At 70.2% G+C, this 24,513-nt stretch carries 24 protein-coding genes; 12 read left to right on the forward strand and 12 right to left on the reverse strand.

What is annotated here, in order from left to right:
- Window positions 1-108: 108 nt before the first annotated feature.
- The gene (locus tag ACAG20_RS16825) at window positions 109-2,169 is read right to left on the reverse strand and encodes an AAA family ATPase (protein WP_370493382.1); all 2,061 of its coding nucleotides are present in this window, start codon (window positions 2,167-2,169) and stop codon (window positions 109-111) included.
- A gap of 47 nt (window positions 2,170-2,216) precedes the next feature.
- On the opposite strand from ACAG20_RS16825, the gene ACAG20_RS16830 reads away from it, so the two are divergent.
- From ACAG20_RS16830 to ACAG20_RS16860, 7 genes are all read left to right on the forward strand, one after another.
- Entirely contained in the window at window positions 2,217-2,780 is a 564-nt protein-coding gene (locus ACAG20_RS16830; protein WP_112688565.1) for a TIGR00730 family Rossman fold protein, read from the forward strand.
- A gap of 93 nt (window positions 2,781-2,873) precedes the next feature.
- A complete protein-coding gene (gene fadD6, locus ACAG20_RS16835; RefSeq protein WP_370493383.1) occupies window positions 2,874-4,655 on the forward strand; it encodes a long-chain-acyl-CoA synthetase FadD6 in 1,782 nt (593 codons plus the stop codon).
- A 63-nt stretch (window positions 4,656-4,718) separates the two neighbouring features.
- On the forward strand, window positions 4,719-5,594 hold the full coding sequence (folP, locus tag ACAG20_RS16840) for a dihydropteroate synthase (RefSeq protein WP_112688569.1): 876 nt from the start codon (window positions 4,719-4,721) through the stop codon (window positions 5,592-5,594).
- Window positions 5,591-6,538 carry a glucosyl-3-phosphoglycerate synthase gene (locus tag ACAG20_RS16845; RefSeq protein ID WP_083038438.1) on the forward strand — a complete coding sequence of 316 codons (948 nt, stop codon included), beginning with the start codon at window positions 5,591-5,593 and terminating at the stop codon, window positions 6,536-6,538. Before folP ends, ACAG20_RS16845 begins: the two co-directional genes overlap by 4 nt.
- A gap of 37 nt (window positions 6,539-6,575) precedes the next feature.
- Complete coding sequence (locus tag ACAG20_RS16850) at window positions 6,576-6,887, forward strand: DivIVA domain-containing protein (RefSeq protein WP_112688571.1); 312 nt, start codon at window positions 6,576-6,578, stop codon at window positions 6,885-6,887.
- Entirely contained in the window at window positions 6,884-7,456 is a 573-nt protein-coding gene (locus ACAG20_RS16855) for a DNA-3-methyladenine glycosylase I (protein ID WP_013828127.1), read from the forward strand. Before ACAG20_RS16850 ends, ACAG20_RS16855 begins: the two co-directional genes overlap by 4 nt.
- A 166-nt stretch (window positions 7,457-7,622) precedes the next feature.
- Window positions 7,623-7,790 carry a DUF3117 domain-containing protein gene (locus tag ACAG20_RS16860; RefSeq protein ID WP_003885506.1) on the forward strand — a complete coding sequence of 56 codons (168 nt, stop codon included), beginning with the start codon at window positions 7,623-7,625 and terminating at the stop codon, window positions 7,788-7,790.
- A 27-nt stretch (window positions 7,791-7,817) separates the two neighbouring features.
- Here the strand turns inward: ACAG20_RS16860 and glgA are convergent, their stop codons facing one another.
- Window positions 7,818-8,984, reverse strand: a complete 1,167-nt coding sequence (glgA, locus tag ACAG20_RS16865) for a glycogen synthase (RefSeq protein ID WP_112688573.1) — start codon at window positions 8,982-8,984, stop codon at window positions 7,818-7,820.
- Between the two features lie 123 nt (window positions 8,985-9,107).
- Between glgA and glgC the strand changes: the two genes are divergently transcribed.
- The gene (glgC, locus tag ACAG20_RS16870; protein WP_112688575.1) at window positions 9,108-10,322 is read left to right on the forward strand and encodes a glucose-1-phosphate adenylyltransferase; all 1,215 of its coding nucleotides are present in this window, start codon (window positions 9,108-9,110) and stop codon (window positions 10,320-10,322) included.
- 34 nt (window positions 10,323-10,356) lie between these two features.
- On the opposite strand, the gene ACAG20_RS16875 is transcribed toward glgC, so the two are convergent.
- The 6 genes from ACAG20_RS16875 to ACAG20_RS16900 form a co-directional block, all read right to left on the reverse strand.
- On the reverse strand, window positions 10,357-11,607 hold the full coding sequence (locus tag ACAG20_RS16875; RefSeq protein WP_370493384.1) for a DUF2599 domain-containing protein: 1,251 nt from the start codon (window positions 11,605-11,607) through the stop codon (window positions 10,357-10,359).
- A gap of 151 nt (window positions 11,608-11,758) precedes the next feature.
- Complete coding sequence (locus ACAG20_RS16880; RefSeq protein WP_370493386.1) at window positions 11,759-12,433, reverse strand: isoprenylcysteine carboxylmethyltransferase family protein; 675 nt, start codon at window positions 12,431-12,433, stop codon at window positions 11,759-11,761.
- 10 nt (window positions 12,434-12,443) lie between these two features.
- Window positions 12,444-14,081: an ABC transporter permease gene (locus ACAG20_RS16885; RefSeq protein WP_370493387.1), complete on the reverse strand. Its 1,638-nt coding sequence runs from the start codon at window positions 14,079-14,081 to the stop codon at window positions 12,444-12,446.
- Complete coding sequence (locus tag ACAG20_RS16890; RefSeq protein ID WP_112688783.1) at window positions 14,078-14,983, reverse strand: ABC transporter ATP-binding protein; 906 nt, start codon at window positions 14,981-14,983, stop codon at window positions 14,078-14,080. The genes ACAG20_RS16885 and ACAG20_RS16890 overlap by 4 nt, the downstream gene beginning before the upstream one ends.
- Window positions 14,973-15,599, reverse strand: coding sequence for a TetR/AcrR family transcriptional regulator (locus tag ACAG20_RS16895; protein WP_112688781.1), 627 nt, complete (start codon window positions 15,597-15,599; stop codon window positions 14,973-14,975). The genes ACAG20_RS16890 and ACAG20_RS16895 overlap by 11 nt, the downstream gene beginning before the upstream one ends.
- A 123-nt stretch (window positions 15,600-15,722) precedes the next feature.
- Window positions 15,723-16,394, reverse strand: coding sequence for an O-methyltransferase (locus tag ACAG20_RS16900; RefSeq protein WP_083038446.1), 672 nt, complete (start codon window positions 16,392-16,394; stop codon window positions 15,723-15,725).
- A 192-nt stretch (window positions 16,395-16,586) separates the two neighbouring features.
- Between ACAG20_RS16900 and sigE the strand changes: the two genes are divergently transcribed.
- From sigE to tatB, 4 genes are all read left to right on the forward strand, one after another.
- Window positions 16,587-17,378: an RNA polymerase sigma factor SigE gene (gene sigE / locus ACAG20_RS16905; RefSeq protein WP_370493388.1), complete on the forward strand. Its 792-nt coding sequence runs from the start codon at window positions 16,587-16,589 to the stop codon at window positions 17,376-17,378.
- Between the two features lie 133 nt (window positions 17,379-17,511).
- Entirely contained in the window at window positions 17,512-17,919 is a 408-nt protein-coding gene (gene rseA / locus ACAG20_RS16910) for an anti-sigma E factor RseA (protein WP_112688789.1), read from the forward strand.
- Window positions 17,920-18,002: 83 nt separating this feature from the next.
- Entirely contained in the window at window positions 18,003-19,502 is a 1,500-nt protein-coding gene (locus ACAG20_RS16915) for a S1C family serine protease (RefSeq protein WP_370493389.1), read from the forward strand.
- Window positions 19,503-19,514: 12 nt separating this feature from the next.
- Entirely contained in the window at window positions 19,515-19,898 is a 384-nt protein-coding gene (tatB, locus tag ACAG20_RS16920) for a Sec-independent protein translocase protein TatB (protein WP_112689474.1), read from the forward strand.
- A 60-nt stretch (window positions 19,899-19,958) separates the two neighbouring features.
- Here tatB and ACAG20_RS16925 read toward each other — a convergent pair whose 3' ends face one another.
- From ACAG20_RS16925 to ACAG20_RS16940, 4 genes are all read right to left on the reverse strand, one after another.
- Complete coding sequence (locus ACAG20_RS16925) at window positions 19,959-21,113, reverse strand: Mrp/NBP35 family ATP-binding protein (protein WP_013828140.1); 1,155 nt, start codon at window positions 21,111-21,113, stop codon at window positions 19,959-19,961.
- A 66-nt stretch (window positions 21,114-21,179) separates the two neighbouring features.
- Window positions 21,180-22,565, reverse strand: a complete 1,386-nt coding sequence (locus ACAG20_RS16930) for a lytic transglycosylase domain-containing protein (RefSeq protein WP_370493390.1) — start codon at window positions 22,563-22,565, stop codon at window positions 21,180-21,182.
- Window positions 22,566-22,683: 118 nt separating this feature from the next.
- Window positions 22,684-23,205, reverse strand: coding sequence for a DUF1003 domain-containing protein (locus ACAG20_RS16935; RefSeq protein ID WP_370493391.1), 522 nt, complete (start codon window positions 23,203-23,205; stop codon window positions 22,684-22,686).
- A complete protein-coding gene (locus ACAG20_RS16940) occupies window positions 23,202-24,500 on the reverse strand; it encodes a magnesium transporter MgtE N-terminal domain-containing protein (protein ID WP_370493392.1) in 1,299 nt (432 codons plus the stop codon). The genes ACAG20_RS16935 and ACAG20_RS16940 overlap by 4 nt, the downstream gene beginning before the upstream one ends.
- Window positions 24,501-24,513 lie beyond the last annotated feature (13 nt).

The following is a 24,513-nucleotide window of genomic DNA, read 5'->3' on the forward strand; positions in this document are numbered from 1 at the left end:
GCTCGCCGAGTGGCAATTTGACGACGCGACACGCCGGTGCCACGTCGTCAAATTGCCACTGGAAGGCCCACTGGACACCGAGCTCCCGCCGCAGGACCGGGAAGGCGCCTAACCCCCGGTGGGCAGCGCGCGGGCCTGCGCCAGCGCGGTCCGGCCGAACGCGCAATCGACCTCGTCGCACAGCCGGGCCAGCGGGTCGACGGCCCGGGCATCACCGAGCTGGACCGCCACCTGCCAGGCCTGCAGCGCAACCGCGGACTGCCCGCTGCGTTCGGCCATCCGGGCGGCGTCGCGGGCAGCGGTGATCGCGCCATGGTGGTCCCGCATGCCGGCCCGCTGCCACGCACGCGCCACACCCAACTCCGGGGCGAACAGTGCTGACTTGGATCCGTGACGGGATTCTGCCCGGCGCAACGCTTTTGCCGCCCCGGCGATGTCAGACTGCCGCGCCAGGGCGGTAGCCAGCAGGGTCAGCGACAGCGGACCCCACGAATACCCGGTCCGCTCCAAGGTCGCCGCGGCCGGTGCCAGCAGCTCGGCCGCGGCATCGAATTTGCCGGCCGCGATCAGCGCCTGCGCCACCAGCACCTCGCCGATCGCCCGGCCGGGCTGGGCCAGTTCGGCGAAATCGGTGAACTGGCGGGCCGTTTCGTGGGCCTCGGTGAACCGGTCGGTCATCAGCAGCACGGTGATCTCGGCCAGCCCGATGGTGAACCGCAGCAGGCCGGGATGTTCGGCGTCCAGTGCGCGGCGCGCAAACCCCGCGACGTCGCCGAACCGGCCGGCCCTCGCCGCGCACAGTGCCGCGGCGCTGCCCGCCCAGGCCACCGCCATGTCGTCGGCGGCCGGGTCGGCCAACACCGCGGCCGCAGCCTCGGCGGCGCGGCCGATGTTGCCGGCATTCATCGCGAAGGTTGCGCCGAGCGCATCCAGGGTGATGCGCGGGGTGGTGCCGGTGACCCGGCCGCGGGTGGCGGCCAAAAACGCCGCGGCGCGTTCGGGCTCGTCCAGCATGAAGAACTGGTTGGCGGCCCGCGGCAGCGCCCAGGCCATCAACTCCGGTTCGGTCAACCCGGCCGGGTCGACCGCCGACAGCACCGCGTCGGCGTCGCGCCCGCGGCCCTGCCAGCCCAGCGCGTGAGCCAGCGCCAGCCGGGCCGGTAGCCCTCCGGAGCGGTCGAGTGCGCTGCGGGCCAGCCGCTCACCGAGCTCCAGATCTCCCAGTCGCAGTGCCTGCTGGGCGGCGCCCACCAGCTCCCCGACGGGTGGAGGCGCGTCACTGTCGGCGGCCAGCGCCGCCAGCCGCAACTGCTCGCCGACGTGCTCGCAGGGCCGGTTCGACAGCACCGCGACCACCTCGGTGCGCAGCCGGCGGGCGGCCTCGCCGTCCGGGGCGCCCAGTGCTCCGCGCGCCTGCTCGCCGAACAGCGGGTGGGCGGTGTAGACCACCGGGTCCGGGCCGTGACCGCCGCGGGCGCGGATCTCGACCGCACCGAGTTCTACGGCCTGGTCGACGGCGTCGGCACTGGTCAGCTGGGTCAGCTCGGCCAGCGGCAGCGGCTCGATGACGGCCAGATAGTCCAGCACCGCGCGTGCGGGTGCCGGCAACTCGGCCACAAAGGCGTCGACGTCACCCGCGCCGGTGGCCTCGTCCGGTGCCGCGATGTCGATGCGGGCCAGCAACTCATCGCCCCACAACGCGGCCACGGGCGGCGCCGCGAGGGGCGCGGCGTCGGCGCAGCCGGTGATGATCATCCGGGCCGCGCCGGTCAGCGCCAGCTGATAGACCAGCGTCGCCGAGAGGATGTCGAGCTGATGCGCGTCGTCGACCACCAGCAGCAGCTCGCCGCCGTCCCCCTCGCCGGCGGCCAGCGACTCGCGTGCGGCCCGCAGCAGCGCGGCGGGCTTGCCGATGTCGGCGACCCGGATCAGATGGCTCAGGGCACCGAACGGCACCGTGCGCTCGGCGGGGGTGCCGATCACCCAGCGGACGCGGGTGGTCGGATGCCGGCGGGCGCGGTCCTCGGCGGCCAGCCGGGCCAGCGTGGACTTGCCGCAGCCGTCGGGGCCGAGCACCACCGCACCCGCGCGGACCCCGGCCGCGTCGAGCGCTTCGGTCAGCCGGTGCAGGGCGGCCGAATGCTCGGGGACGTTCCACCGGATCGGCATCGCGCAGATTTTACGGTCTGCGCCAGTCGCCGGTTAGCCTTTCGGGTGTGCGGGGCAGCGAATGGGCGGTGTGTGTCTACTGTGCGTCCGGCCCGAGCGACCCGGCGCTGCTGGCGCTGGCCGCCAAAGTCGGCGCGGCGATCGCGCAACGGGGCTGGACGCTGGTGTGGGGTGGCGGCAACGTCTCGGCGATGGGCGCACTGGCGGTGGCCGTCCGGCAGCACGGTGGCCGCACCGTCGGAGTGATCCCCAAGGCGTTGCTGCACCGCGAGGTGGCCGACGTCGAATCCGACGAGCTGATCGTCACCGACACCATGCGGGAGCGCAAACAAGTCATGGACCAACGCGCGGACGCGTTTCTGACCCTGCCCGGCGGCATCGGCACGTTGGAGGAGCTGTTCGAGACATGGACCGGCCGGTATCTGGGTCTGCACGACAAACCGGTCGTGCTGCTGGATCCGGACGGCCACTACGCGGGGCTGTGGGCCTGGATGTCCGGGCTGCTCGACGCCGGGTTCGTGTCCCAGCGTGCGATGGACCGGCTGCTGGTGGTCGACGAGCTCGAGACGGCACTGGACGCCTGCGCACCCGGTACTGCCGGTACCGACTAAGCTGTGTCTTCACAGCAGACCCGCTGCGCCCGGCTCCGCCGTGCCGGCGATCGTCTGGGCTGTCTCAGCACCTGCCGACCCCGAGGGGATACCGTGTCCGATCACAATTCCGGGACCCGGATCGGGCTGACCGACATCGCGACTCGGCTGCCCGTGCTCGTCGCCGATATGCCGGCGATGCTGCGTGGGATGCGGACCGGCCTGCTGGCCCGACCCACCTCCAAGGCGTCGATCGGCAAGGTCTTTCAGGACCGCGCCGCCAAACACGCCGACCGCGTCTTCATCCGGTTCGGTGAGCAGCAGCTGACCTACCGCGAGGCCAACGCGACCGTCAACCGCTTTGCGGCGGTATTGGCCGCTCGCGGCGTCGGCCACGGCGACGTCGTCGGAGTGATGCTGCGCAACTCACCCAACGCGGTGCTGATGATGCTGGCCGTCGTCAAATGCGGTGCGATCGCCGGGATGGTCAACTACCACCAGCGTGGCGACGTGCTGGTCCACAGCCTCGGCCTGCTGGAAGCCAAACTGCTGATCGCCGAGTCGGATCTGGTCAGCGCCGTGCACGACAGCGGCGCGACCGCCGAGCCGGTCACGATCGAGGAGTTCGAGCGGCTGGCGGCCACCGCGCCCGCCGACAACCCGGTATCGGTCGAGGCGGTGCTGGCCAAGGACACCGCGTTCTACATCTTCACCTCCGGCACCACCGGCTATCCCAAGGCCAGTGTGATGACGCACTACCGGTGGCTGCGGGCGCTGGCCACCTTCGGCGGAATCGGGCTGCGGTTGCGCAGCAGCGACACGCTCTACTGCTGCCTGCCGCTCTACCACAACAATGCGCTGACGGTCGCGGTGTCCTCGGTGCTCAACTCCGGCGCGACACTGGCGCTGGGCAAATCGTTCTCCGCCTCACGCTTCTGGGACGAGGTGATCGCCGCGGACGCCACCGCGTTCGTCTACATCGGCGAAGTCTGCCGGTACCTGCTCAACCAGCCGCCCAAGCCGACCGACCGGGCGCACAAGGTGCGGGTGATCGCCGGCAACGGGCTGCGGCCGGAGATCTGGGACGAGTTCACCGACCGGTTCGGCATCAAGCGGGTCTGCGAGTTCTACGCCGCCAGCGAGAGCAACAGTGCGTTCCTCAACGTGCTCAACGTGCCGCGCAGCACCGGGTTGTACCCGCTGCCGCTGGCCTACGTGGAGTACGACCACGACACCGGGCAACCGCTGCGCGGCGAGGACGGCTGGGTACGCCGGGTGCCGTCGGGGCAACCCGGGCTGCTGCTGAGCCCGGTGAACAGGCTTTCGCCGTTCGACGGCTACACCGATCCGGAGGCCAACGAGAAGAAGCTGGTGCGCAACGCCTTCCGGGAAGGGGACTGCTGGTTCAACACCGGCGACCTGATGCGGCCGCAGGGTATGGGCCACGCCGCGTTCGTCGACCGGCTCGGCGACACCTTCCGGTGGAAGGGCGAGAACGTCGCCACCACCCAGGTCGAGGCCGCGTTGTCCGCCGACGAATCGGTCGAGGAATGCGCCGTCTACGGCGTCGAGGTGCCCGACACCGGTGGGCGTGCCGGGATGGCCGCGATCAAACTGCGTGACGGTGCGTCGTTCGACGGGGCCCGGTTGGCCCGCACCGTCTACGACCGGCTGCCGTCGTATGCGGTTCCGCTGTTCGTGCGGCTGGTGGAAACGATGGCGCACACCACCACGTTCAAGAGCCGCAAGGTGGAGTTACGTGAGCAGGGCTACGGCGCCGGTGACGCCCGCATCGACGACCCGCTGTACGTGCTGGCTGGTCGCGACGAGGGTTATGTGCCCTACTACGAGGACTATCCCGGGGAAGTGGCCGCCGGGAAGCGGCCGCGGGGCTGAGGCCGGTCTCGGCCGGTCAGGGCTGACCACCGCGTCGCGGCACCGACCGGGCACCATAGAACCGTGCAGTCCACCCTCTGCGGTCGTCCGGTGGCGGCCGATCGCGCGCTGATCATGGCGATCATCAACCGCACCCCGGACTCTTTCTACGACGCCGGCGCCACCTTCGACGACGACGCGGCCAAGTCGGCGGTGCACCAGGCGGTGGCCGACGGGGCGGACGTCATCGACATCGGCGGGGTCAAGGCCGGGCCGGGGCGGACCGTCGACGCCGATGCCGAGACCGCCCGGGTGGTTCCCTTCATCGAGTGGCTGCGCGGCGCCTACCCCGACCAGCTGATCAGTGTCGACACCTGGCGCTCGGAGGTGGCAAAACGCGCCTGCGTGGCGGGCGCCGACCTGATCAACGACACCTGGGGGGGAGTTGACCCGCAGGTGCCGGCGGTCGCCGCGGAGTTCGGTGTCGGCCTGGTCTGCTCGCACACCGGTGGCGCGGCGCCGCGGACCCGCCCGTTCCGGGTGAGCTACGGCACCACTGTGGACGGGGTGGTGGATGCGGTGATCGACGAGGTCACCGCGGCCGCGCAGCGGGCGGTGGCGGCCGGGGTGCCGCGCGACCGGGTGCTGATCGACCCCACCCATGATTTCGGCAAGAACACCTTCCACGGGCTAGCGTTGTTGCGACACACGGAGAGGCTGGTCGCTACCGGATGGCCGGTGCTGATGGCGCTCTCCAACAAGGACTTCATCGGGGAGACTCTCGGTGTGGGTCTGACCGAACGACTGGAGGGAACGCTGGCGGCCACCGCGCTTGCGGCGGCCGCCGGCGCCCGGATGTTCCGGGTGCACGAGGTCGGGCCGACCCGGCGCGTCCTGGAGATGGTGGCATCCATCCAGGGCGTGCGGGCCCCGACCCGCACAGTAAGGGGTTTAGCATGACCGACCTGGTCGCGGGGCTGGGTGACACCCGGCTGGCCGGGCGCACCTGGAACCGTCCGGACTGGACGGTCGCCGAGTTGGTGGCGGCCAAGGCCGAGACGGGGCGCACCGTCTCGGTGGTGCTGCCCGCGTTGAACGAGCAGGCGACCATCGAATCGGTCATCGACAGCATCACCCCGCTGCTCGACAACCTGGTCGACGAACTGATCGTGCTGGATTCCGGCTCCACCGACGACACCGAGATCCGGTCTATCGCCGCGGGCGCTCGCGTCGTCAGCCGCGAACAGGCCGTCCCCGAGGTGCCCCCGCAGCCCGGCAAAGGCGAAGCGCTGTGGCGTTCGCTGGCCGCGACCAGCGGCGACATCGTGGTTTTCGTGGACTCCGACCTCATCGACCCCGACCCGATGTTCGTCCCGAACCTGGTCGGGCCGCTGCTCACCGGCGACAACGTCCATCTGGTCAAGGGCTTCTACCGGCGGCCGCTGAAGGTCAACGGCACCGAGGACGCCACCGGTGGCGGCCGGGTCACCGAGTTGGTCGCCCGCCCGCTGCTGACCGCGCTGCGGCCCGACCTGGGCGCTGTGTTGCAGCCGCTGGGCGGTGAGTACGCCGGCAGTCGCGAGCTGCTGGCGTCGGTGCCGTTCGCGCCCGGCTACGGCGTGGAGATCGGCCTGTTGATCGACACCTATGACCGGTTGGGCCTGGACGCGATCGCCCAGGTCAACCTGGGAGTGCGGGCCCACCGCAACCGCCCGCTGGCCGAGTTGGCCGTGATGAGCCGCCAAGTCGTCGCCACCCTGTTGTCGCGGTGCGGGGTCCCCGACTCCGGCGTCGGGCTCACCCAGTTCTTCGCCGCCGGTGCCGACGGCACCGACTACCTGCCGCGCACCACGCCGCTGTCACTGGTGGACCGGCCGCCGATGAACACGTTGCGTCAGCGCTGAGCACACCCGTGCGGTCGAATGAGGCACTATCGATCCCGTGACACTGGTGTTGCTGTATCTCGTGGTGCTCGTCCTGATCGCGTTGCTGCTGTTCGGGGTGGCCAGCGTGCTGTTCGGGCGGGGGGAGCAGCTGCCGCCGCTGCCCCGGGCGACCACGGCGACCATGCTGCCGGCCTCCGGGGTCACCGGCGCCGACGTCGAGGCGGTGAAGTTCTCCCAGGTGCTGCGCGGCTACCACACCGGTGAGGTCGACTGGGTGCTGGAGCGCCTCGGCGCAGAACTCGACCAGCTGCGTGGGCAGCTGGCCGCGGCGCAGGCGCTGGCCGCGGATCCGTCGGAGCAGAATTGACCGGCGCGCCCGACGACGGCCTGGTGCGGTGCGCCTGGTCCGATGGATCGGCGCTGTACCGCGATTACCACGACCGGGAGTGGGGCCGTCCGGTGCGTGAGGCGACCGCACTGTTCGAGCGGATCAGCCTGGAGGCCTTCCAGAGCGGCCTGTCGTGGCTGGTGATCCTGCGCAAGCGGGAGAACTTCCGGCGCGCGTTCGCCGACTTCGATGTCGAGACCGTCGCGCGCTACACCGACGCCGACGTAGCCCGGCTGATGGCCGATGCCGGCATCGTGCGCAACCGGGCCAAGATCGAGGCGACGATCGCCAACGCGCGGGCCACCATCGCCCTGGGATCCACCGATTTGGCGGAGCTGTTGTGGTCATTCGCCCCGCCGGCGCGCCCCCGGCCCGCCGATCTGTCGGAAATTCCGGCCGTCACGCCGGAATCCACGGCGATGGCGCGCGAATTGAAGCGGCGCGGGTTCCGATTCGTGGGCCCGACGACCGCCTATGCATTGATGCAGGCCACGGGCATGGTCGACGATCACCTTCAGTCCTGTTGGGTGCCGACGGTGACCGCCTAGATCCATTAAAATGCACTCCGGAATCGGGTCTTGTGCACGCGGCGTCGCTGATAGGGAAGAATGGCGTAGTGAAACTGCAGTTCGATGCCGGATGCTGCGATCGCGGTGCACAGCCGGCGCAGATCAAGGGCACGGCCGGTGGGCTGGTACCTGGAGGGAGCACTCGATGGCGGCGATGAAGCCCCGGACCGGTGACGGTCCACTGGAAGCGACCAAAGAGGGGCGCGGCATCGTGATGCGGGTACCGCTTGAGGGTGGTGGACGACTAGTCGTCGAACTGACTCCGGACGAGGCCGCTGCACTGGGCGACGAACTCAAAGCCGTCACGAGCTGACGGGCTGTCCGAGCTGCCGGCGGACTGTCAGCCGGCGCCCAGTTGCCGATACACGGCATGGGTCTGCTCGGCGACGCGCGGCCACGAGAAAACCTCCTCGCAGCGGAGCCTGCCGGCCTCGCCGTAACGCCGGGCGGTTACCGGGTCGCCGATCAGCGCGTTGACCGTCGCGGCCAGGCCGGTGCAATAGCCGTCCGGGTCGGCGGGGTCGTAGTGCACCAGCGAGCCGGTGACGCCATCAGTGACCACCTCGGGTATGCCGCCGACGTCGGAGGCCACCACGGCCGTGCCGCAGGCCATCGCCTCGAGGTTGACGATGCCCAGCGGTTCGTAGACCGAAGGGCAGACGAACACCGTCGCTGCCGAGAGTAACTCGCGGATCTGCCGTGCTGGCAGGGTCTCCTGGATCCAGAACACCCCGCTGCGAGTGGCGGACAGATCCGCCACGGCGGCGCTCACCTCGGCGGCGATCTCCGGGGTGTCGGGCGCGCCGGCGCACAACACCAACTGCGCCTCCGGATGGAAGCGATGCGCGGCGGCCACCAGATGAGCGACCCCCTTCTGCCGGGTGATCCGTCCGACGAACGCCACCATGGGCCGGTCGCGCTCCACGCCGAGTTCGGCCAGCATCGACGACTCCGTGGTGGCCGGCTGCGGACACCACACCTCGGTGTCGATGCCGCTGTAGATGACGTGGACGCGGTCGGGCCGCAACTCCGGGTAGACCCGCAGCAGGTCGTCGCGCATGGCCGAGCTGACCGCGATCACGGCGTCGGCCGCGGTCGTCGCCAGCTGCTCCACCCAGGACGACACCCGGTAGCCGCCGCCCAGTTGCTCGGCCTTCCAGGGGCGCAGCGGCTCCAGCGAATGCGCGGTGAGCACATGGGGGATGTCGTAGAGCAGCGCTGCCAGTCGGCCGGCCAGAGCGGTGTACCAGGTGTGTGAGTGAGCGATGTCGGCCGTGCCGACGGCGGCGGCCATCGTCAGGTCTGCCGAGAGCGTGCCCAGCGTCGGATTCGCATCCCGCAGTGCCGGATCCGGCTGATGCGCCGTCGCGCCCGGCCGGGGCGCACCCATGCAGTGCACGTCGACGTGGCACAACCGCCGCAGCGCTTCGACCAGGTTCGTGACATGCACGCCCGCGCCACCGTAGATATCCGGGGGATACTCCCGGGTCAGCATCGCCACCCGCATACCCCGCACGGTAGCGGGCGCGGGCGGCCGGGCGCGCGGCGAACGACCGGCAACCTGTGAGAAGCTCCGCCAATCGTGCTGTCTAGCTGGCAGGGTGCCGAAGCGGCCGATAGGTTTGGTGGCATGAGGGAAGCGCCGCACGTGCTCGGCATCGTCCTGGCCGGGGGGGAAGGCAAGCGGCTGCACCCGCTGACCGCGGACCGGGCCAAGCCGGCGGTTCCGTTCGGGGGCGCCTACCGGCTCATCGACTTCGTGTTGTCGAATCTGGTCAACGCGCGTTACCTGCGGATCTGTGTTCTGACGCAGTACAAGTCGCACTCGCTGGACCGGCATATCTCGCAGAACTGGCGGCTGAGCGGCCTGGCGGGGGAGTACATCACCCCGGTGCCGGCCCAGCAGCGGCTCGGGCCGCGCTGGTACACCGGGTCCGCCGATGCCATCTATCAGTCGCTGAACCTGATCTTTGACGAAGACCCGGAATACATCGTGGTTTTCGGGGCGGACCACGTGTACCGGATGGACCCCGAACAGATGGTGCGCTTCCACATCGACAGTGGGGCCGGCGCCACTGTCGCCGGGGTCCGGGTGCCACGCGCGGAGGCGTCATCGTTCGGCTGCATCGACGCCGACGAGTCCGGGCGGATCCGCAGCTTTGTGGAGAAACCGGCGAATCCGCCCGGCACGCCCGACGATCCGGACAGCACGTACGCCTCGATGGGCAACTACATCTTCACCACCAAGGTGCTGATCGACGCGATCCGCGCCGACGCCGACGATGACCACTCCGACCACGACATGGGCGGCGACATCATCCCGCGCCTGGTCGCCGACGGGATGGCCGCCGTCTACGACTTCTCCGTCAACGAGGTGCCCGGAGCCACCGAACGTGACCGCGGCTACTGGCGGGACGTGGGAACCCTGGACGCGTTCTACGACGCCCACATGGACCTGGTGTCCGCGCACCCGATCTTCAACCTGTACAACAACCGTTGGCCGATCCGCGGCGCGACGGAGAACCTGGCGCCGGCGAAGTTCGTCAACGGCGGCACGGCGCAGGAATCGGTGGTGGGCGCGGGAAGCGTCATCTCGGCCGGCTCGGTGCGCAATTCGGTGCTGTCGTCGAACGTCTTGATCGACGACGGCGCGATCGTGGAGGACAGCGTCATCATGCCCGGGGCGCGGGTCGGGCGCGGCGCGGTGGTACGGCACGCGATCCTGGACAAGAACGTGGTGGTCGGTCCCGGTGAGATGATCGGTGTCGACCTGGAGAAGGACCGCGAGCGGTTCTCGATCAGCGCCGGCGGCGTGGTCGCGGTCGGCAAGGGCGTCTGGATCTAGCAGCGATCGCCGGCGGGGGGCGCTGTCCTAGGGCCTAGAACGGTTCCTCGGCGCCGCCTGGGTTGCAGCCGTTGGCCAACATGCTCAGCGTGCTGACGACCGGGCGCCACGGCTCCAGGTTCCAACTGGTCTTGCCGGGGAGGATGAACTCGGCGAACTGCCAGTGGCACAAGAACTGTTCGCGCATGCCGGAGGTGTTGGCGTCCGGGTTTCGGTTCACCACCTCCGACCAGGCCTGCTCGCCTTGGCGTAGCGTCCCGGTCTCGCCGGCCTCGGTTCGTCCGGTATCGGTGGGATAGACCCGCAGGCTGGTGCCGCCGTCGTATTCCACCCATTGAGTGCGCTCGACGTAGGGCGACGCACTGATGCCCGACGCGCCCAGCCAGCCACCCGGTCCGCCGAGACCACCGGCGCCGCCCTGGCCGCCCAGGCCGCCGTCGCCGCCGCGGCCCAACAGCAGCCCGCCCGCGCCGCCGTCGCCACCGGCCCCGCCGTTGCCCGCCTCGACGTCCGCCCAGCCGGCGCCACCGTCGCCGCCCGTGCCACCGGAGCCGCCGCTGCCCAGCCACCAGCCGCCGATGCCGCCGGTGCCGCCGGTGCCGCCGTCACTGCCCAGATCACCGTCGCCGCCGGCCCCTCCGGTGCCGCCGATGCCCATGAACCACCCGCCGGCGCCACCGTCGCCGCCGGCGGCACCGGTGGCGCCCAGGCCCCCGGCCCCACCGTGACCGAAGAACCCGGCGTCACCGCCGGCGCCGCCCACACCGTCGATACCGGCTCCGCCGTTGCCGAACAGGAACCCGCCGTCGCCGGCGTCGCCGAACCCGCCCCACTGACCGAACAGGCTGTCGTTGACGCCGTCGAAGCCGTCGATACCGTCGCCGATCAGGTCGCGGCCGAACAGTGTGACGAACGGCGCGTTGATCAGGTCGAGGCTGAACGCCCCGAACGGGCTGGTGATCCACTCCTGCAGCCCGGCGTGCAGCGGGGCGTAGAAGAACTGGTCCAGCCACGCGGCCGCATCGAAGGCCTGCCCGGGGCCCGGTAGTGCCAGTACCGCGTCGATCGTGGTGGAGAAGAACGCGTTGGTCGCCGGGTCGAGTTGGTCCACCCAGGTCTGCGCCAGTTGCATCAGGCTGCCCAGGTCGAGGCCGGGATCGGTGGTGTCGACGGCTGCCATCGGCGCGATCAGGTCGATGCCCCAGTCCCAGTCAGCCCGTGCGGGCGAGGCGGGCGTCGCCGGGGTGAGCCCGAGCAGCGCCGCGACGCCCAGCGCGCCGGCCATCCGACCGACGGAGCGCCTCCGAATACCGCCATTGCCTCGCCGGGGTGTGCGCATGGCTCGACCAGCCTCCCTAAATCACGTTGACCGGCCGTGTTTAACAGCCTGTGCTTAGGGAACTGTAAGCCAAAGGGGTTAAAAAGTGGAATGTTGGCTACCAGAGGTACGGAAATAGCCGGTAGTTAACCTTTTCGGTGTACTCGCGGTAGCCGCTCAACTCAGCGGTGAGCAGGCGTTCCTCGTCGCGGATCCGCAGCACCAGCAGGGCCAATCCGGGCAGCAGAAAGGCCAGCCCCCAGTAGGAGTCGAGCGCCAACGGCGTCCCGATCATCAGCAGGACGTTGCCGGTGTACATCGGGTGCCGCACCCACCCGTACAGCCCGGTGGAGACCAGCGTCTGGCCCGCTTCCACGGTGACGTTGGCCGCCGCATAACCGTTCTGGATGACCACCACCATGGCGACGCCGAGCCCGATGGCCACCAGCGCATCACCGAGCAGGCACACCGGTGTCGGCACCACCGACCATCCGAAGCGGTGATCGAGGGCGCTGAGCACCAACGTGGCCGCGGAGCAGATGAACACGGCGGTGATCACCAGTCGTTGCAGCGGTCGGCTCTCGGCCAGTGGGCCGGCCCGCATCCGTCGTTGCAGCGCAGCGGGATTGGTCCGCAGCAGATAGATACTGGGAATCCAGGTGGACACCGCGAACACCGCGAGGAACACCCACGCCTGCCAGTAGTGCAGCGTCCCGGCCGGAACGAATAACAACAGCCCGAAGGCCAGCAGGCCCAACGACGCCGAAAGCAGTCCCTTGCCAAAAGTTTTCACGATTTCCTCCTCAGATGGTGAGGTCTCTGCGCCGGAACGCCAAGGCGCCCAGGGTGACCAGTGCGCCGTCGATCACCAGCAGCACCGTCAACGGCACGGCGCTGAACCCGCTACTGACCAGCGGGACATGGCCGAACGGCTCGAGGTCGAGGACCCACTGCGGCAATCCGGCGATGCCGCCGAGCAGATACACCGCGACGAACCCGGTCAGTACCGCCCAGGCGGCGGGAGCGAACCTGGGCGCGACACCGAACAGCGCCACCGCCACCGCCGCGGGCAGCCAGACCGCCGGCAGTTGCACGGCGGCGCTGCCCACCGCCGTGGCCAGTTGTCCGGTGACGTCGCCGGCGGCCGTCCCGTAGACGATCCCGGCCACCACTCCGGCGGCCAGCATCGCGATCGCCGACCCGGCCAGCGCGATCTCCAGATGGCTTGCCAGCCAACGGTTCCGGGACACCGATCCGGCCAGCAGGGTCTCGGCGCGCGCGGTGGACTCCTCCTGATACAGCCGCAGCACCAGCGACACCGCGAAGGCCGCGGCGACCATGCCCAGCATGGTGAACGCCACCGCGACGAAGGCCTGCTCGAGCGCTTCGGTGCCACCGAGCCGAATGACGATGTCGCGGGCGCCGTCACTGCCGACCTCGTCGCCGATCCCGTGGGTGACGCTGCCGACCAGCAGGCCGTAGAGCAGCAGGGCGGTCGTCCACAACAGCAGCGCGCCGCGATCGAGCCGCCACGCCAACCCGAACGCCCCGGCCAGCATCGGCGCGGCCCGGCGCGGGCCCGGCCGATCGGCCAGCAGTCCGGCGCCGACATCCCGGCGGGCCGCGAGGCGGTAGGCCGACCAGGTCAGCGCCGCCGTGGTGGCCAGATGCAGCAGCAGCACCCACCACCGCTCACCGGCGTAGGGACGTACCTGCAACGACCATCCGAGCGGAGAGAGCCACGACAGGCTGCCGGATCCGGCGTCGCCGATCGCGCGCAAGGTGAATGCCGCGGCCAGCACGCCGAACGCGACACCGCGGGCGAACCGGGCGCCGGGGGACAACTGTGCGGCAACCGCCGCGACGGCGGCGAACACGAGCCCCGAGCAGGCCAGCGCCGCCCCGAACGCCCACGATCCCGCCGCCGGCACGTCGGTGGTGAGCAAGCCCACCGCCCCGATGGCGCCGGTGAGCACCGACGCCCCGAACGCCAGCAACAGCGCGCCGGTCAGTCCCGCGTATCGGCCCACCGCGGTCGAGTCGATCAACTCCGTGCGGCCGGCCTCCTCGTCGGCGCGGGTGTGCCGGATGACGGTCAGGATGACCGCGATCGCGATGAGCAGGTGGAAGATCCCGGCTTTCCAGATGCCCACCGCACCGAGGGTGTCGTTGTAGACGGGGCCGTACACCGCGCGCTGCGCCGGACTGGCCATGATGGTCGCCGCCAGACCGGCGCGATCGGCCGCGGTGGGATAGACGGCCGCCACACTGGCGATGTAGACGCCGGCCAGCGGCAGCGACAACAGCAGCACCCACAGCGGCGCGACGATGCGGTCGCGGCGCAGATAAAGCCGAAGCATGCCCAGTGTGCCGGCGGAGTCCCGCCCGAGCCGGAATTGCCCGGATGCCGGCGACGCCTGGGGCGCAGCGGCGGTGGTCATGCCCGCGCCGTGTCGTAATGCCGCAGGAAGAGTTCTTCCAGCGTGGGCGGACGGCTGGTGAGGCTGCGCACCCCGGCGGCGCCGAGCACAGCGATCAGTTCAGCGAGACTGGCGCTGTCGACCTGCGCGTGCAGCACGGTGCCGTGGTAGCGCACGTCGGCGACGCCCGGGATGCGGGTGAGATCGCCCGGATCGCGCATCAGGTCGGCCTGGATTGAGGTGCGGTGCAGGTGGCGCAGCGAATCCAGTGAGCCGCTCTCGATGACGCGTCCGGCCCGGATGATCGTGACCCGCTGGCACAGCGCCTCGGTCTCGGCCAGAATGTGGCTCGACAGCAACACGGTGGCCCCCCGACGGCTCGCCTCGGCCACACACTGCTGGAATACGTTCTCCATCAAGGGGTCTAGGCCGCTGCTGGGCTCGTCGAGCAGCAACAGCCGGGCGCGCGAGGAGAAGGCGGAGATCAGCGAGACCTTCTGGCGGTTGCCTTTCGAGTAGGTGCGGGCCTTCTTGGTCGGGTCCAGGTCGAAGCGCTCGATCAACTCGTCGCGGCGGCGTTCGTCTATTCCGCCGCGCATCCGGGCGAGCAGGTCGATGATCTCGCCGCCGGACAGCGATGGCCACAACGTGACATCTCCCGGCACGTAAGCGATCTCGCGGTGCAGGTCGACCGCGTCGACCCACGGGTCGCCGCCGAGCAGGCGCACGGTTCCGCCGTCGGCTCTCACCAGTCCCAGCAGGATGCGGATGGTGGTGGACTTGCCGGCGCCGTTGGGGCCGAGGAAGCCGTGCACCTCGCCGCTGTGCACCGTCAGGTCCAGCCCGTCGAGTGCGGTGAGCTGTCCGAATCTCTTCTGCAGTCCCCGGACTTCGATTGCCGGCCAACGGTTGTCAGGTCGCATCGGCTTCCCTCTCCAAGAAGGCGTCGTACATGGTGCGGTCGGTCAGGAGGCCTTCGGTGTAGATTTCCAACGACGGCAGCACCATGTCGCGGGAGTAGTCGCGCAACACCGCGCGCAGATCTGTCGGGTTCTCGTGCATCTGCAGGTACAGCAGGAAGGCGCCCCCGCCGGTGATCGCCAGGTAGCGGGCCCTGGCCTTGGGGTCGCGGCTGGGTTTGATGGTGCCGGCCCGCACGCCCTCGTCCAGGTACCCCTCGGCGTTGTCGACCATCCGCCGCCACAGCGTGGTCGCCAGTTCGCCGCCGGACTGCATGGTGCGCACCAGGTAGGCCATCAGCGATGCGTAGGACTCGATTTCGGCCATCGCGGCGAACCAGGTCGCCGGGTCGGCGGACTGCATCGCCTCGGATTTCCCGCTGCGGATCTCTTCGGCGACGAACTCGTCGCAGGCCCGGCGCAGCCCCTCCTTGGAGCCGAAGTGGTGGATGACCAGGGCGGCGCTCACCCCGGCGGCCTCGGCGATCGCCCGGACGCTCACCCCGAAGCCGTGGCGGCCGAACTGCTCGATCGCCGCGTCGCGGATTTTCGCACTGGCCGTCAGGTCCGCTGAACGCATGTTCAATACGCTAAACGCGCATTCAGTCCTCGGTCAAGACCTGGGCGCGAGCAGACGCGAAAACACCCATTTCGGGTGCAAATTGGGGGCTTACGTGTCTGCTCGGCGGGAAAAAGCGGGGAACTAGTCGCGGACGGCGGCCAGCAGTCCGTCGCCTAGCGGAATCAGCGCCGGGGTCAGCCGCTCGTCCTCGGCGATCAGCCGGGCCGCTTCGCGCACCGCCACCACCTCGGCGTCATTGGCCGCCGGGTCTCCGGCCCGGCCGCCCAGCGCGGCCCGATGCATCACCACCACCCCGCCCGGCCGCAGCAACCGCACCGCCTCCAGCACATAGTCGGGCTGGTCGATCGGGTCGGCGTCGACGAAAACCAGGTCGTAGGACTCGTCGGCGAGCCGGGTCAGTACCTCCTGGGCGCGGCCGCTGATGAACCGGGTCCGGCCCGGCCCGATGCCGGCATCGCCGAATGCCTGTTTGGCGGTGCGCTGGTGCTCGGGCTCGATGTCGATCGTCGTCAGGACACCGTCCTCGCCCATGCCCGACAACAGCCACAGCCCGCTGACGCCGGCCCCGGTCCCGACCTCGACGACGGCCTTGCCGCCGCTGAGCTTGGCCAGCAGGCTCAGCAATGCGCCCACCGCGGCGCTGATCGACCCGACGCCGATCTCGCCGGCCCGGTCCCGGGCGGCCGTCAGCACCGCGTCCTCGGACATCGAGCCCTCGGCGTGCGCCAGGAGGGCCTCGGCCCGGCTGGGTGGCGGCGACTGCGGCCCGGAAGTGTCGTCGGTGCTGGCCATGTGCGCAGCGTAAGTCACACCGGCGATCGGCGGTGCACAGGCTCGCCCGCCCGACACGCCCGGGATGCCGCCCGTGTCCGAACCGTTACCTGGCGTGGTACCCGCACCGTGCGGGCCATTCGAACACAAGTTCACAGTCGACGTTCAGGGCCGGCACAGAGCCGACATACCGCGATAGGCAACGGTAGCGGCATGGAACGAGGTAGCAGCCGACCTCGAGGCACCCGGAATACCGGGGGCCTGTCGCACGTTGATCGCGATACCGCATTGCCGTCGCCCGACGGCGGATCTGATACGGAGGATGTCACCATAACCACCCTGCTGCCCCCGGTCGCCATGTCGCACCCGACCACCCACTCGGACCGCTACTCCGACACCGAGTGGGTCGAACCGTCTGAGGAGCCGCAGGGGACCGCGGTGTTCGACGCCACCGGCGATGTGGCGGCCATGCCGTCCTGGGATGAGTTGGTGCGCCAGCACGCCGACCGGGTGTATCGGCTGGCCTACCGGCTGTCCGGCAGCCAGCAGGACGCCGAGGACCTGACCCAGGAGACGTTCATCCGGGTGTTCCGCTCGGTGCACAACTACCAGCCCGGCACGTTCGAGGGCTGGCTGCACCGCATCACCACCAACCTGTTCCTGGACATGGTGCGCAGGCGCGGCCGCGTCCGGATGGAAGCCCTGCCGGAGGACTACGACCGGGTCCCGGCCGACGAGCCGGACCCCGAGCAGATCTACCACGACGCGCGGCTGGACCCCGACCTGCAGGCGGCGCTGGACTCGCTGGCGCCGGAGTTTCGGGCGGCCGTCGTGCTGTGCGATATCGAAGGGCTGTCCTACGAGGAGGTCGGGGCCACCCTCGGGGTGAAGTTGGGCACCGTGCGCAGCCGCATCCACCGCGGCCGCCAGGCGCTGCGCGACTACCTCGCCAACCGCTCCGGCCAGCGCGAGGGTGCCGCGTTCGGCGGTGTTGCGGCCGGCTGAGCCTGGCCGCCGGCCCCCGGTTGCCGCGTTGGCGCGTCAACTCGCGCTACATTCTTATAAGGGCGATCCTTAATCAAGCGCACTTCGCTGCGGACGCCCTGGCGTACGGGCGTGTGACGGAAGGAGTCCGGTGGTGACGGACCGGGGAGGTGTCTTCCGTCGCGCATTCTCCTGGCTTCCGTCGCAGTTCGCCTCGCAGAGTGACGCGCCGGTCGGCGCCCCGCGCCAGTTCGGCTCCACCGAGCACCTCTGCAGTGAGGCGATCGCCGCCTACGTCGACGGCGAGCTGCGGATGAACGCCCACCTGCGCGCCGCCCACCACCTGTCGCTATGCCCGGACTGCGCCGCCGAAGTGGAGTACCAGGGCCGCGCCCGCTCGGCGCTGCGCGATTCGCACCCGATCCGGATCCCCTCAGCTCTGCTGGGCCTGCTGTCCCAGATCCCGGACTGCCCCGCCGACTATCCCCCCGATGAGCCGACGACGCAGCTGCCCGCTCGCTTCACCGACGGCAAGCCGCAAGACCGCCGTAAACGTCGGTAAGGTGGATGCGACGCGGCGTCAGCGCGTGTAAGCGCTTCGCCTGCGGCGCCTGGAAGCCGACGCGGGACCGGAAGAGGAATTAGGTGAGTTCCAACAACGAGAACGCCGGCGGCAACCGCCTGGCGCCGCGGCCCGTCTACCGGCCCCCCGTGGACAGTGCCTCCCAGAAGGCCTTCGGCCGTCCCGACGGGGTGCCCGGGTCGTTCATCCCGGCCGAGGTGCGGCCCAAGAAGTACCGTGAACAGGGCGAATTCACCCCGCGTGACCTGCCGCCGGACCCGGTGCTCCGGGAGGCGTTCGGCCGTCCCTTCGGCTCCGGTCCCTCGTTGCAGCGTCATCCCGCCGATGCCGGCGCGCTGCAGCGCAACGGCAAGCCCGATGAGCTCGAAGACACCGACGACCCGTGGCGCGACCCGGCCGCGGGTGCCGCACTGGGAGCGCCCGCCGTGGTCCCGCCGCCGCCACTGGCGCGCGGCGAGGTGGGCGGTCGGCTCGGCGTGCGTGATGTGCTGTTCGGCGACCGGGTCTCCTACCGCGCGCTGGCCACGCTGGCCGCGATCGCGCTGGCGATCGGCATGGTCGGCGGCTGGGTCGGACGGACCACCGCGCAGGTCGTCGAGGCCTTCACCTCTTCCAAGGTGACGCTATCGACCAAGGGCAACGCCGAGGAGCCGGCCGGGCGGTTCGCCAAGGTGGCCGAGGCCATCGCCAATTCTGTGGTGACCATCGAGTCCGTCAGCGACGACCAGGGCATGCAGGGCTCCGGCGTCGTCATCGACGGCAAGGGCTACATCGTCACCAACAACCACGTGATCTCCGAAGCCGCCAACAACCCCAGCAAGTTCAAGACCACCGTGGTGTTCAACGACGGCAAAGAGGTGCTGGCCAACCTGGTCGGCCGCGACCCGAAGACCGACCTGGCCGTGCTCAAGGTCGACAACGTCGACAACTTGTCCGTGGCCCGCCTCGGTGACTCCGACAAGATCCGGGTCGGCGACGAGGTGATCGCCGCGGGCGCCCCGCTGGGCCTGCGCAGCACCGTGACCCACGGCATCATCAGCGCCGTGCACCGGCCGGTGCCGCTGTCCGGTGAGGACTCCGACACCGACACGGTCATCGACGCTGTCCAGACCGACGCCTCGATCAACCACGGCAACTCCGGCGGCGCGCTGATCGACATGGACGCGCAGCTGGTCGGGATCAACACCGCCGGAAAGTCGTTGTCCGACAGCGCTAGCGGGTTGGGATTCGCGATCCCGGTCAACGAGATGAAGATCGTGGCAGAAGCACTGATCAGGGATGGCAAGATCGTGCACCCCACGCTGGGGGTGAGTGCGAGGTCGGTCAGCAACGCCATCGCGTCGGGCGCGCAGATCGCCAACGTCAAGGTCGGCGGCCCCGCGGAGAAGGGCGGCATCCTGGAGAACGACGTGGTGGTCAAGATCGGCGACCGTACCGTGGCCAACGCCGACGAATTCGTGGTGGCGGTGCGCAATCTGACCATCGGGAAGGAAGCGCCCGTCGAGGTGGTCCGCGACGGTCGCCATGTGACGCTGATGGTGACCCCCACCCCCGACGGTTAGCAGTTCGCCTCGATGTTCGCGAATGTCGGCTGGGGCGAGATGCTGGTTCTCGTGGTGCTCGGATTGGTGATCCTGGGCCCGGAGCGGCTGCCCGGGGCCATCCGCTGGACCGCCGGCGCGCTGCGTCAGGCCCGCGAGTACGTCACCAACGCCACCGATCAGCTGCGCGACGAGATGGGGCCCGAGTTCGAAGAGCTGCGCGAGCCGCTGAGCGAATTGCAGAAGCTGCGCGGGATGACGCCGCGGGCCGCCCTGACAAAGCATCTGCTCGACGGGGACGACTCGCTGTTCACCGCGGTCAGTTCACTGGCCGAAGATCCGCGCACCGTGGCGCCGGCACCGGCCGTGACGCCCAAGCCTGCCGGGCCGGCCCCGTTCGACTCCGACGCGACCTAGCGCGATCACCGCTGGGCTGATGGCGGTGACCCGCTGCGCGCGGCTTCGCCGCGCTTGCGATCACCGCTGGGTGCTGCCGGTGTTGAGGCCCAGCGACATCCCCACCAGGCCGCGGCCGCGGGTGGCCAACTGCTCGGCGATGCGGCGCAACTCCTTGCCGGCCACCGAGTCCGGGGAGAGCACCACCGGTGATCCCGAGTCGCCGCCGGTCACCATCTCGCTGTCGATCGGCACCTGGCCCAGCAGCGGAACGTCGCGGCCCATCGCCCGGGTCAGTCGCTCGGCGACCTGCTCGCCGCCGCCCTCGCCGAACAGGTGCATGGTCGAACCGTCGGGCATGGCCAGCCCGGCCATGTTCTCCACCACGCCGACCACCTGCTGGCGGGTCTGCAGCGCGATCGCCCCGGCCCGCTCGGCCACCTCGGCGGCAGCCTGCTGCGGCGTGGTCACCACCAGGATCTCGGCCGGCGGAACCAATTGGGCCACCGAGATCGCGATGTCACCGGTGCCCGGCGGCAGGTCCAGCAGCAGTACGTCCAGGTCGCCCCAGTAGACGTCGGCGAGGAACTGCTGCAGCGCGCGGTGCAGCATCGGGCCGCGCCACACCACCGGGGTGTTGCCCTTGGTGAACATCGCGATCGAGATCACCTTCACGCCGTAGCCGATCGGCGGCATGATCATCGAGTCGACCTGCGTGGGCAGCGCCGTGACGCCCATCATCCGCGGCACCGAATGGCCGTAGATGTCGGCGTCGAGCACCCCCACCGACAGGCCGCGCTCGGCCAGCGCGACCGCGAGATTGACTGTGACACTGGATTTTCCGACGCCGCCCTTGCCCGAGGCGATCGCATAGACCTTGGTCAGCGAACCCGGTTGGGCGAACGGGATGACGGGTTCCTTGGCGTCGCCGCGCAACTGTTTGCGCAACTCGGCGCGCTGCTCGTCGCTGAACACGTCCAGGCTCACCTTGACCGGGCCGGTGCCGGGCACATCGTTGACCGCGCGGGTCACCATGTTGGTGATCTCGGCTTTCATCGGACAGCCGGCGATGGTCAGGTAGATCGTGACGTGCACGCTGTGGTCGTCGGCGATCTCGATGCTCTTGACCATGCCGAGCTCGGTGATCGGACGCTGAATGTCGGGGTCCAACACGGTGCCCAAAGCGGCGTAGATCGCCTCATGCAGGGCTGCGGTGTCGTCTGGTGTCTTGGACATCGCCACCGAGTCTAGGCCAGCGGCTCGCGCCCCTGAACTGTGATGTCGGTCAGGCGGGTATGTCGCTCAGGCGGGCGCGCCGGGCTGCGGACCATCCGGCGCCGCCGGGCTCGGCGGTGGCGGGGGCGGGGCGGCCTGGGGCGGCAGTGCCGCCGGGTCTGCCGGGGGAGCCGGCGCGACAGCGTAAGCCGGCATCGGCGCGGAGGCCGGTGCCGGCGCATCCGGCGGGCCGAACGGCGCCGGGGCACCGAACGGCGCCGGGGGAGCGATTGCCTCCGGCGGCCCGCCAGGCGCCGGGGGGACGGACGCGCCCGGTGCAGCAGCCTGCGGCTCCAGGCAGATCATCCGGCAGGCCGCCGACGGGCGTGGCAACTGCTGCTGCTGTTGCTCGGCGGCGTTCATCCAGGGCGCGAGCCAGGGCAGGTTCGCCATCGGGCCGTCGGCGCCCGACGACTGCCCGAGGTTGATCAGCGACGATCCGGCGGTCTCGTGGACCGGCGACAAGCCGTGCATGCTCAGCGACTCCGGCCCCAGCCCCTCGGGGTGCTCCAGGTGCTCCAGGTGCAGGTCGGCGATCGGCGGCGCAGGTCCGATGATCGGAGGCAGATCAACCGGCGCCACCCCGGTGGCATAGGCCGCCGCCCAGCCCATCACGTTCTCCGCGTAGGCCATCGAGTTGTTGTAGCGCAGGATCGCGGTCAGCACCTGGGAGTGTTCGCGCAAGTTGAGCCCGCCGCTGCACAGGTAGCGTGCGGCCGCCAGCGTCGCGTCGTAGACGTTCTGCGGGTCGGCCTTGCCGTCGCCGTCGCCGTCGGCGGCGTAGCGCGCCCAGGTCCCGGGCAGGAACTGCATCGGCCCCATGGCACGGGCGTAGACCACCCGTCCGGGGCCACTGCTGGCCACGATGACTTCGTTTCCGGGCAGCGTCCCGTCCAGTGACGGCCCATAGATCGGCTGCAGCGCGGTGCCGCGCGCATCGGTGGCGCCGCCGTTGGCGTGTTGGGACTCGATGCGGCCGATCCCGGCCAGCAGATTCCAGCTGACCCCGCAGCCCGGGGCGGCGACGGCCATCTGGTGCTCGGCATTGCGGTAGGCCGCCAGCGCTGTTTTGGGAATCCCCAACGTGCCCGGCGCGTAGACGACCGCCGCCGGCGGCGCCGACGGGGCGCCCGCGGCGACGTGCAGGTTCGGTTGCGGGCGCGGCACCGCGACGACGGCCGGACCCGACGAGCGGCCCGAGGCGGTGTCGATGGCCGCTGCCAGCGGTGTTACCGCGGCACTGCGCAGCGGCAGCGACGTCGACGGGGAGCGTGGAGTCGCCCCCACGGCACCGGCGAACACCAGCGGGGTGATGAACGTCAGGCCGAATGCCGGGCGCAACGCGGCGCGCGCCGCCCGCCGCCATCTGGCCGCGCGCGACGGGTGCTCGGCTGCGCCGCCCCCTGTAGGCACTCGACCGCCCCTTGTCCGCCGTTATCAAGCCTTAATGAAACCGTCTTGGCTTCGTGAACTAGGTCACCATACCCAACACTGGTCCCGCTGGTGTCGGTTATGCCGGTCCGCCACGAGGTCAAACCGGGCGGCCGGTCGCGGAATCTCCGTCGGCGGGGTCGGGCTTGGGGCGCAATTCGTCGAGCAGTTCGCGGATCCGCTCGAGCTCATGGTGCAGGTAATCGCGGGTGGGGACCTCACCGACCGCCAACCGCAACGACGCCAGTTCCCGGGCCAGGTACTCGGTGTCGGCCTTGGTCTGCGCGGCGCGCCGGCGGTCTTCATCCAGGCTGACCCGGTCGCGGTTCTCCTGCCGGTTCTGGGCCAGCAGGATCAACGGCGCGGCGTAGGCGGCCTGGGTGGAAAACGCCAGGTTGAGCAGGATGAACGGGTAGGGGTCCCACTTCAGGCTGACCGCGTAGACGTTCAGCAGAATCCAGCCGACCACCAACATGGTCTGGATGGCCAGGTAGCGCCCGGTGCCGAAGAAGCGTGCCACCGACTCGGTGAACCGGCCCAGCGCATCGGGGTCCATCCGCAGGCTGGGCAACCGCGAGGTGCGCGGGGTGGAGAGCCGCTGCAGTGGCGAGCGGTCGGTCACGATGGCCTCCCGGCGAATTTGGGCCCCAGGTCCGGCTCGGGCGTTTCGCGCCAATCACGCGGTAGCAGGTGATCCAGCACGTCGTCGACGGTCACCGCCCCCAGCAGGTGATTCTGCTCGTCGAGCACCGGCCCGCAGACCAGGTTGTAGGCGGCGAAATAGCGGGTCAGCTCGGCCAGCGAGACCTCGGCGTTCAGCGCCGGCAGGTCGGAATCGACGATCCCGCCGATGAGGTCGGCCGGCGGCACCCGCAGCAGCCGTTGCAGCGGCACGCAACCCAGGTAGTGGCCGGTCGGGGTGGCGGTCGGGGGGCGTGTCACGAACACCAGCGACGACAATGCCGGGGTCAGGTCGGGGTCGCGCACCCGGGCCAGCGCCTCGGCGACCGAGGTGTCGGCGGTCAGCACCACCGGATTGGAGGTCATCAACCCGCCGGCGGTGTCGGGAGAGTGCTCCAGCAGGCGCCGGACCGGATCGGAGTCGTCGGGGTCCATCCGGGCCAGCAGCAGCTCCGCGTCGTTGGGGTTCATCGCCCCCAGCAGGTCGGCGGCGTCGTCGGGATCCATCTCCTCCAGGACGTCGGCCGCCCGCTCGGTGCCCAGCTGGCCCAGCACCGCGGCCTGCCGCTCCTCGGGCAGTTCCTGCAGGATGTCGGCCAGGCGGCCGTTGTCCAGCGCGTTGATCACCTCGAAGCGCCGCTTGGGCGGCAGCTCGCGGATGGCGTCGGCCACCTCGATCGGTCGCCAGCCCTCGAATTGCTGCAGCAACTGCGCCACGCCCTGCCCGGGCATGGCCAGCGCGGACGGGGTCAGTCCCTGCACGTTGTGCCAGTCCACGATGTGCACCGCGGCGCGGCGGCCCAGCCGCCGGGAGTGGCGCACCGCGATCCGCGTCACCAGCCAGTCGCGGGTGCGGCTCTGCTCGATGGCCAGGTCGGTGATCGCCACGTCGACGCCGGCCAGCTCCGGCAGTTCGGGGTCGTTGACCCGGACTTTGGTGTCCAGCACCTGTCCGAGCACCAGCACTTCACCGGGTCGCTGGGTGAACTTGCGCAGCGATACGGTTCCGGTGTTGAGGGTGACGGCATTGGGCTCGATCGCCGCGACTCGGAGAATGGGTACGAAAATGCGTCTGCGGGTGGGCAGTTCGACGACGAGGCCCAGAACTCGCGGCTGTTGACGCACGATGCTGATGCTGATGACGACGTCGCGGACCCGTCCCACGGATTCGCCGAACGGGCCCAGCACCAGCATCCGCGCCAGGCGCGCTGCGTAAACCCTGTTGCTCGACGCCATGGTTGAAAGGGTA

Source organism: Mycobacterium sp. pW045, assembly GCF_041287085.1.
Lineage (GTDB): Bacteria > Actinomycetota > Actinomycetes > Mycobacteriales > Mycobacteriaceae > Mycobacterium > Mycobacterium algericum_A.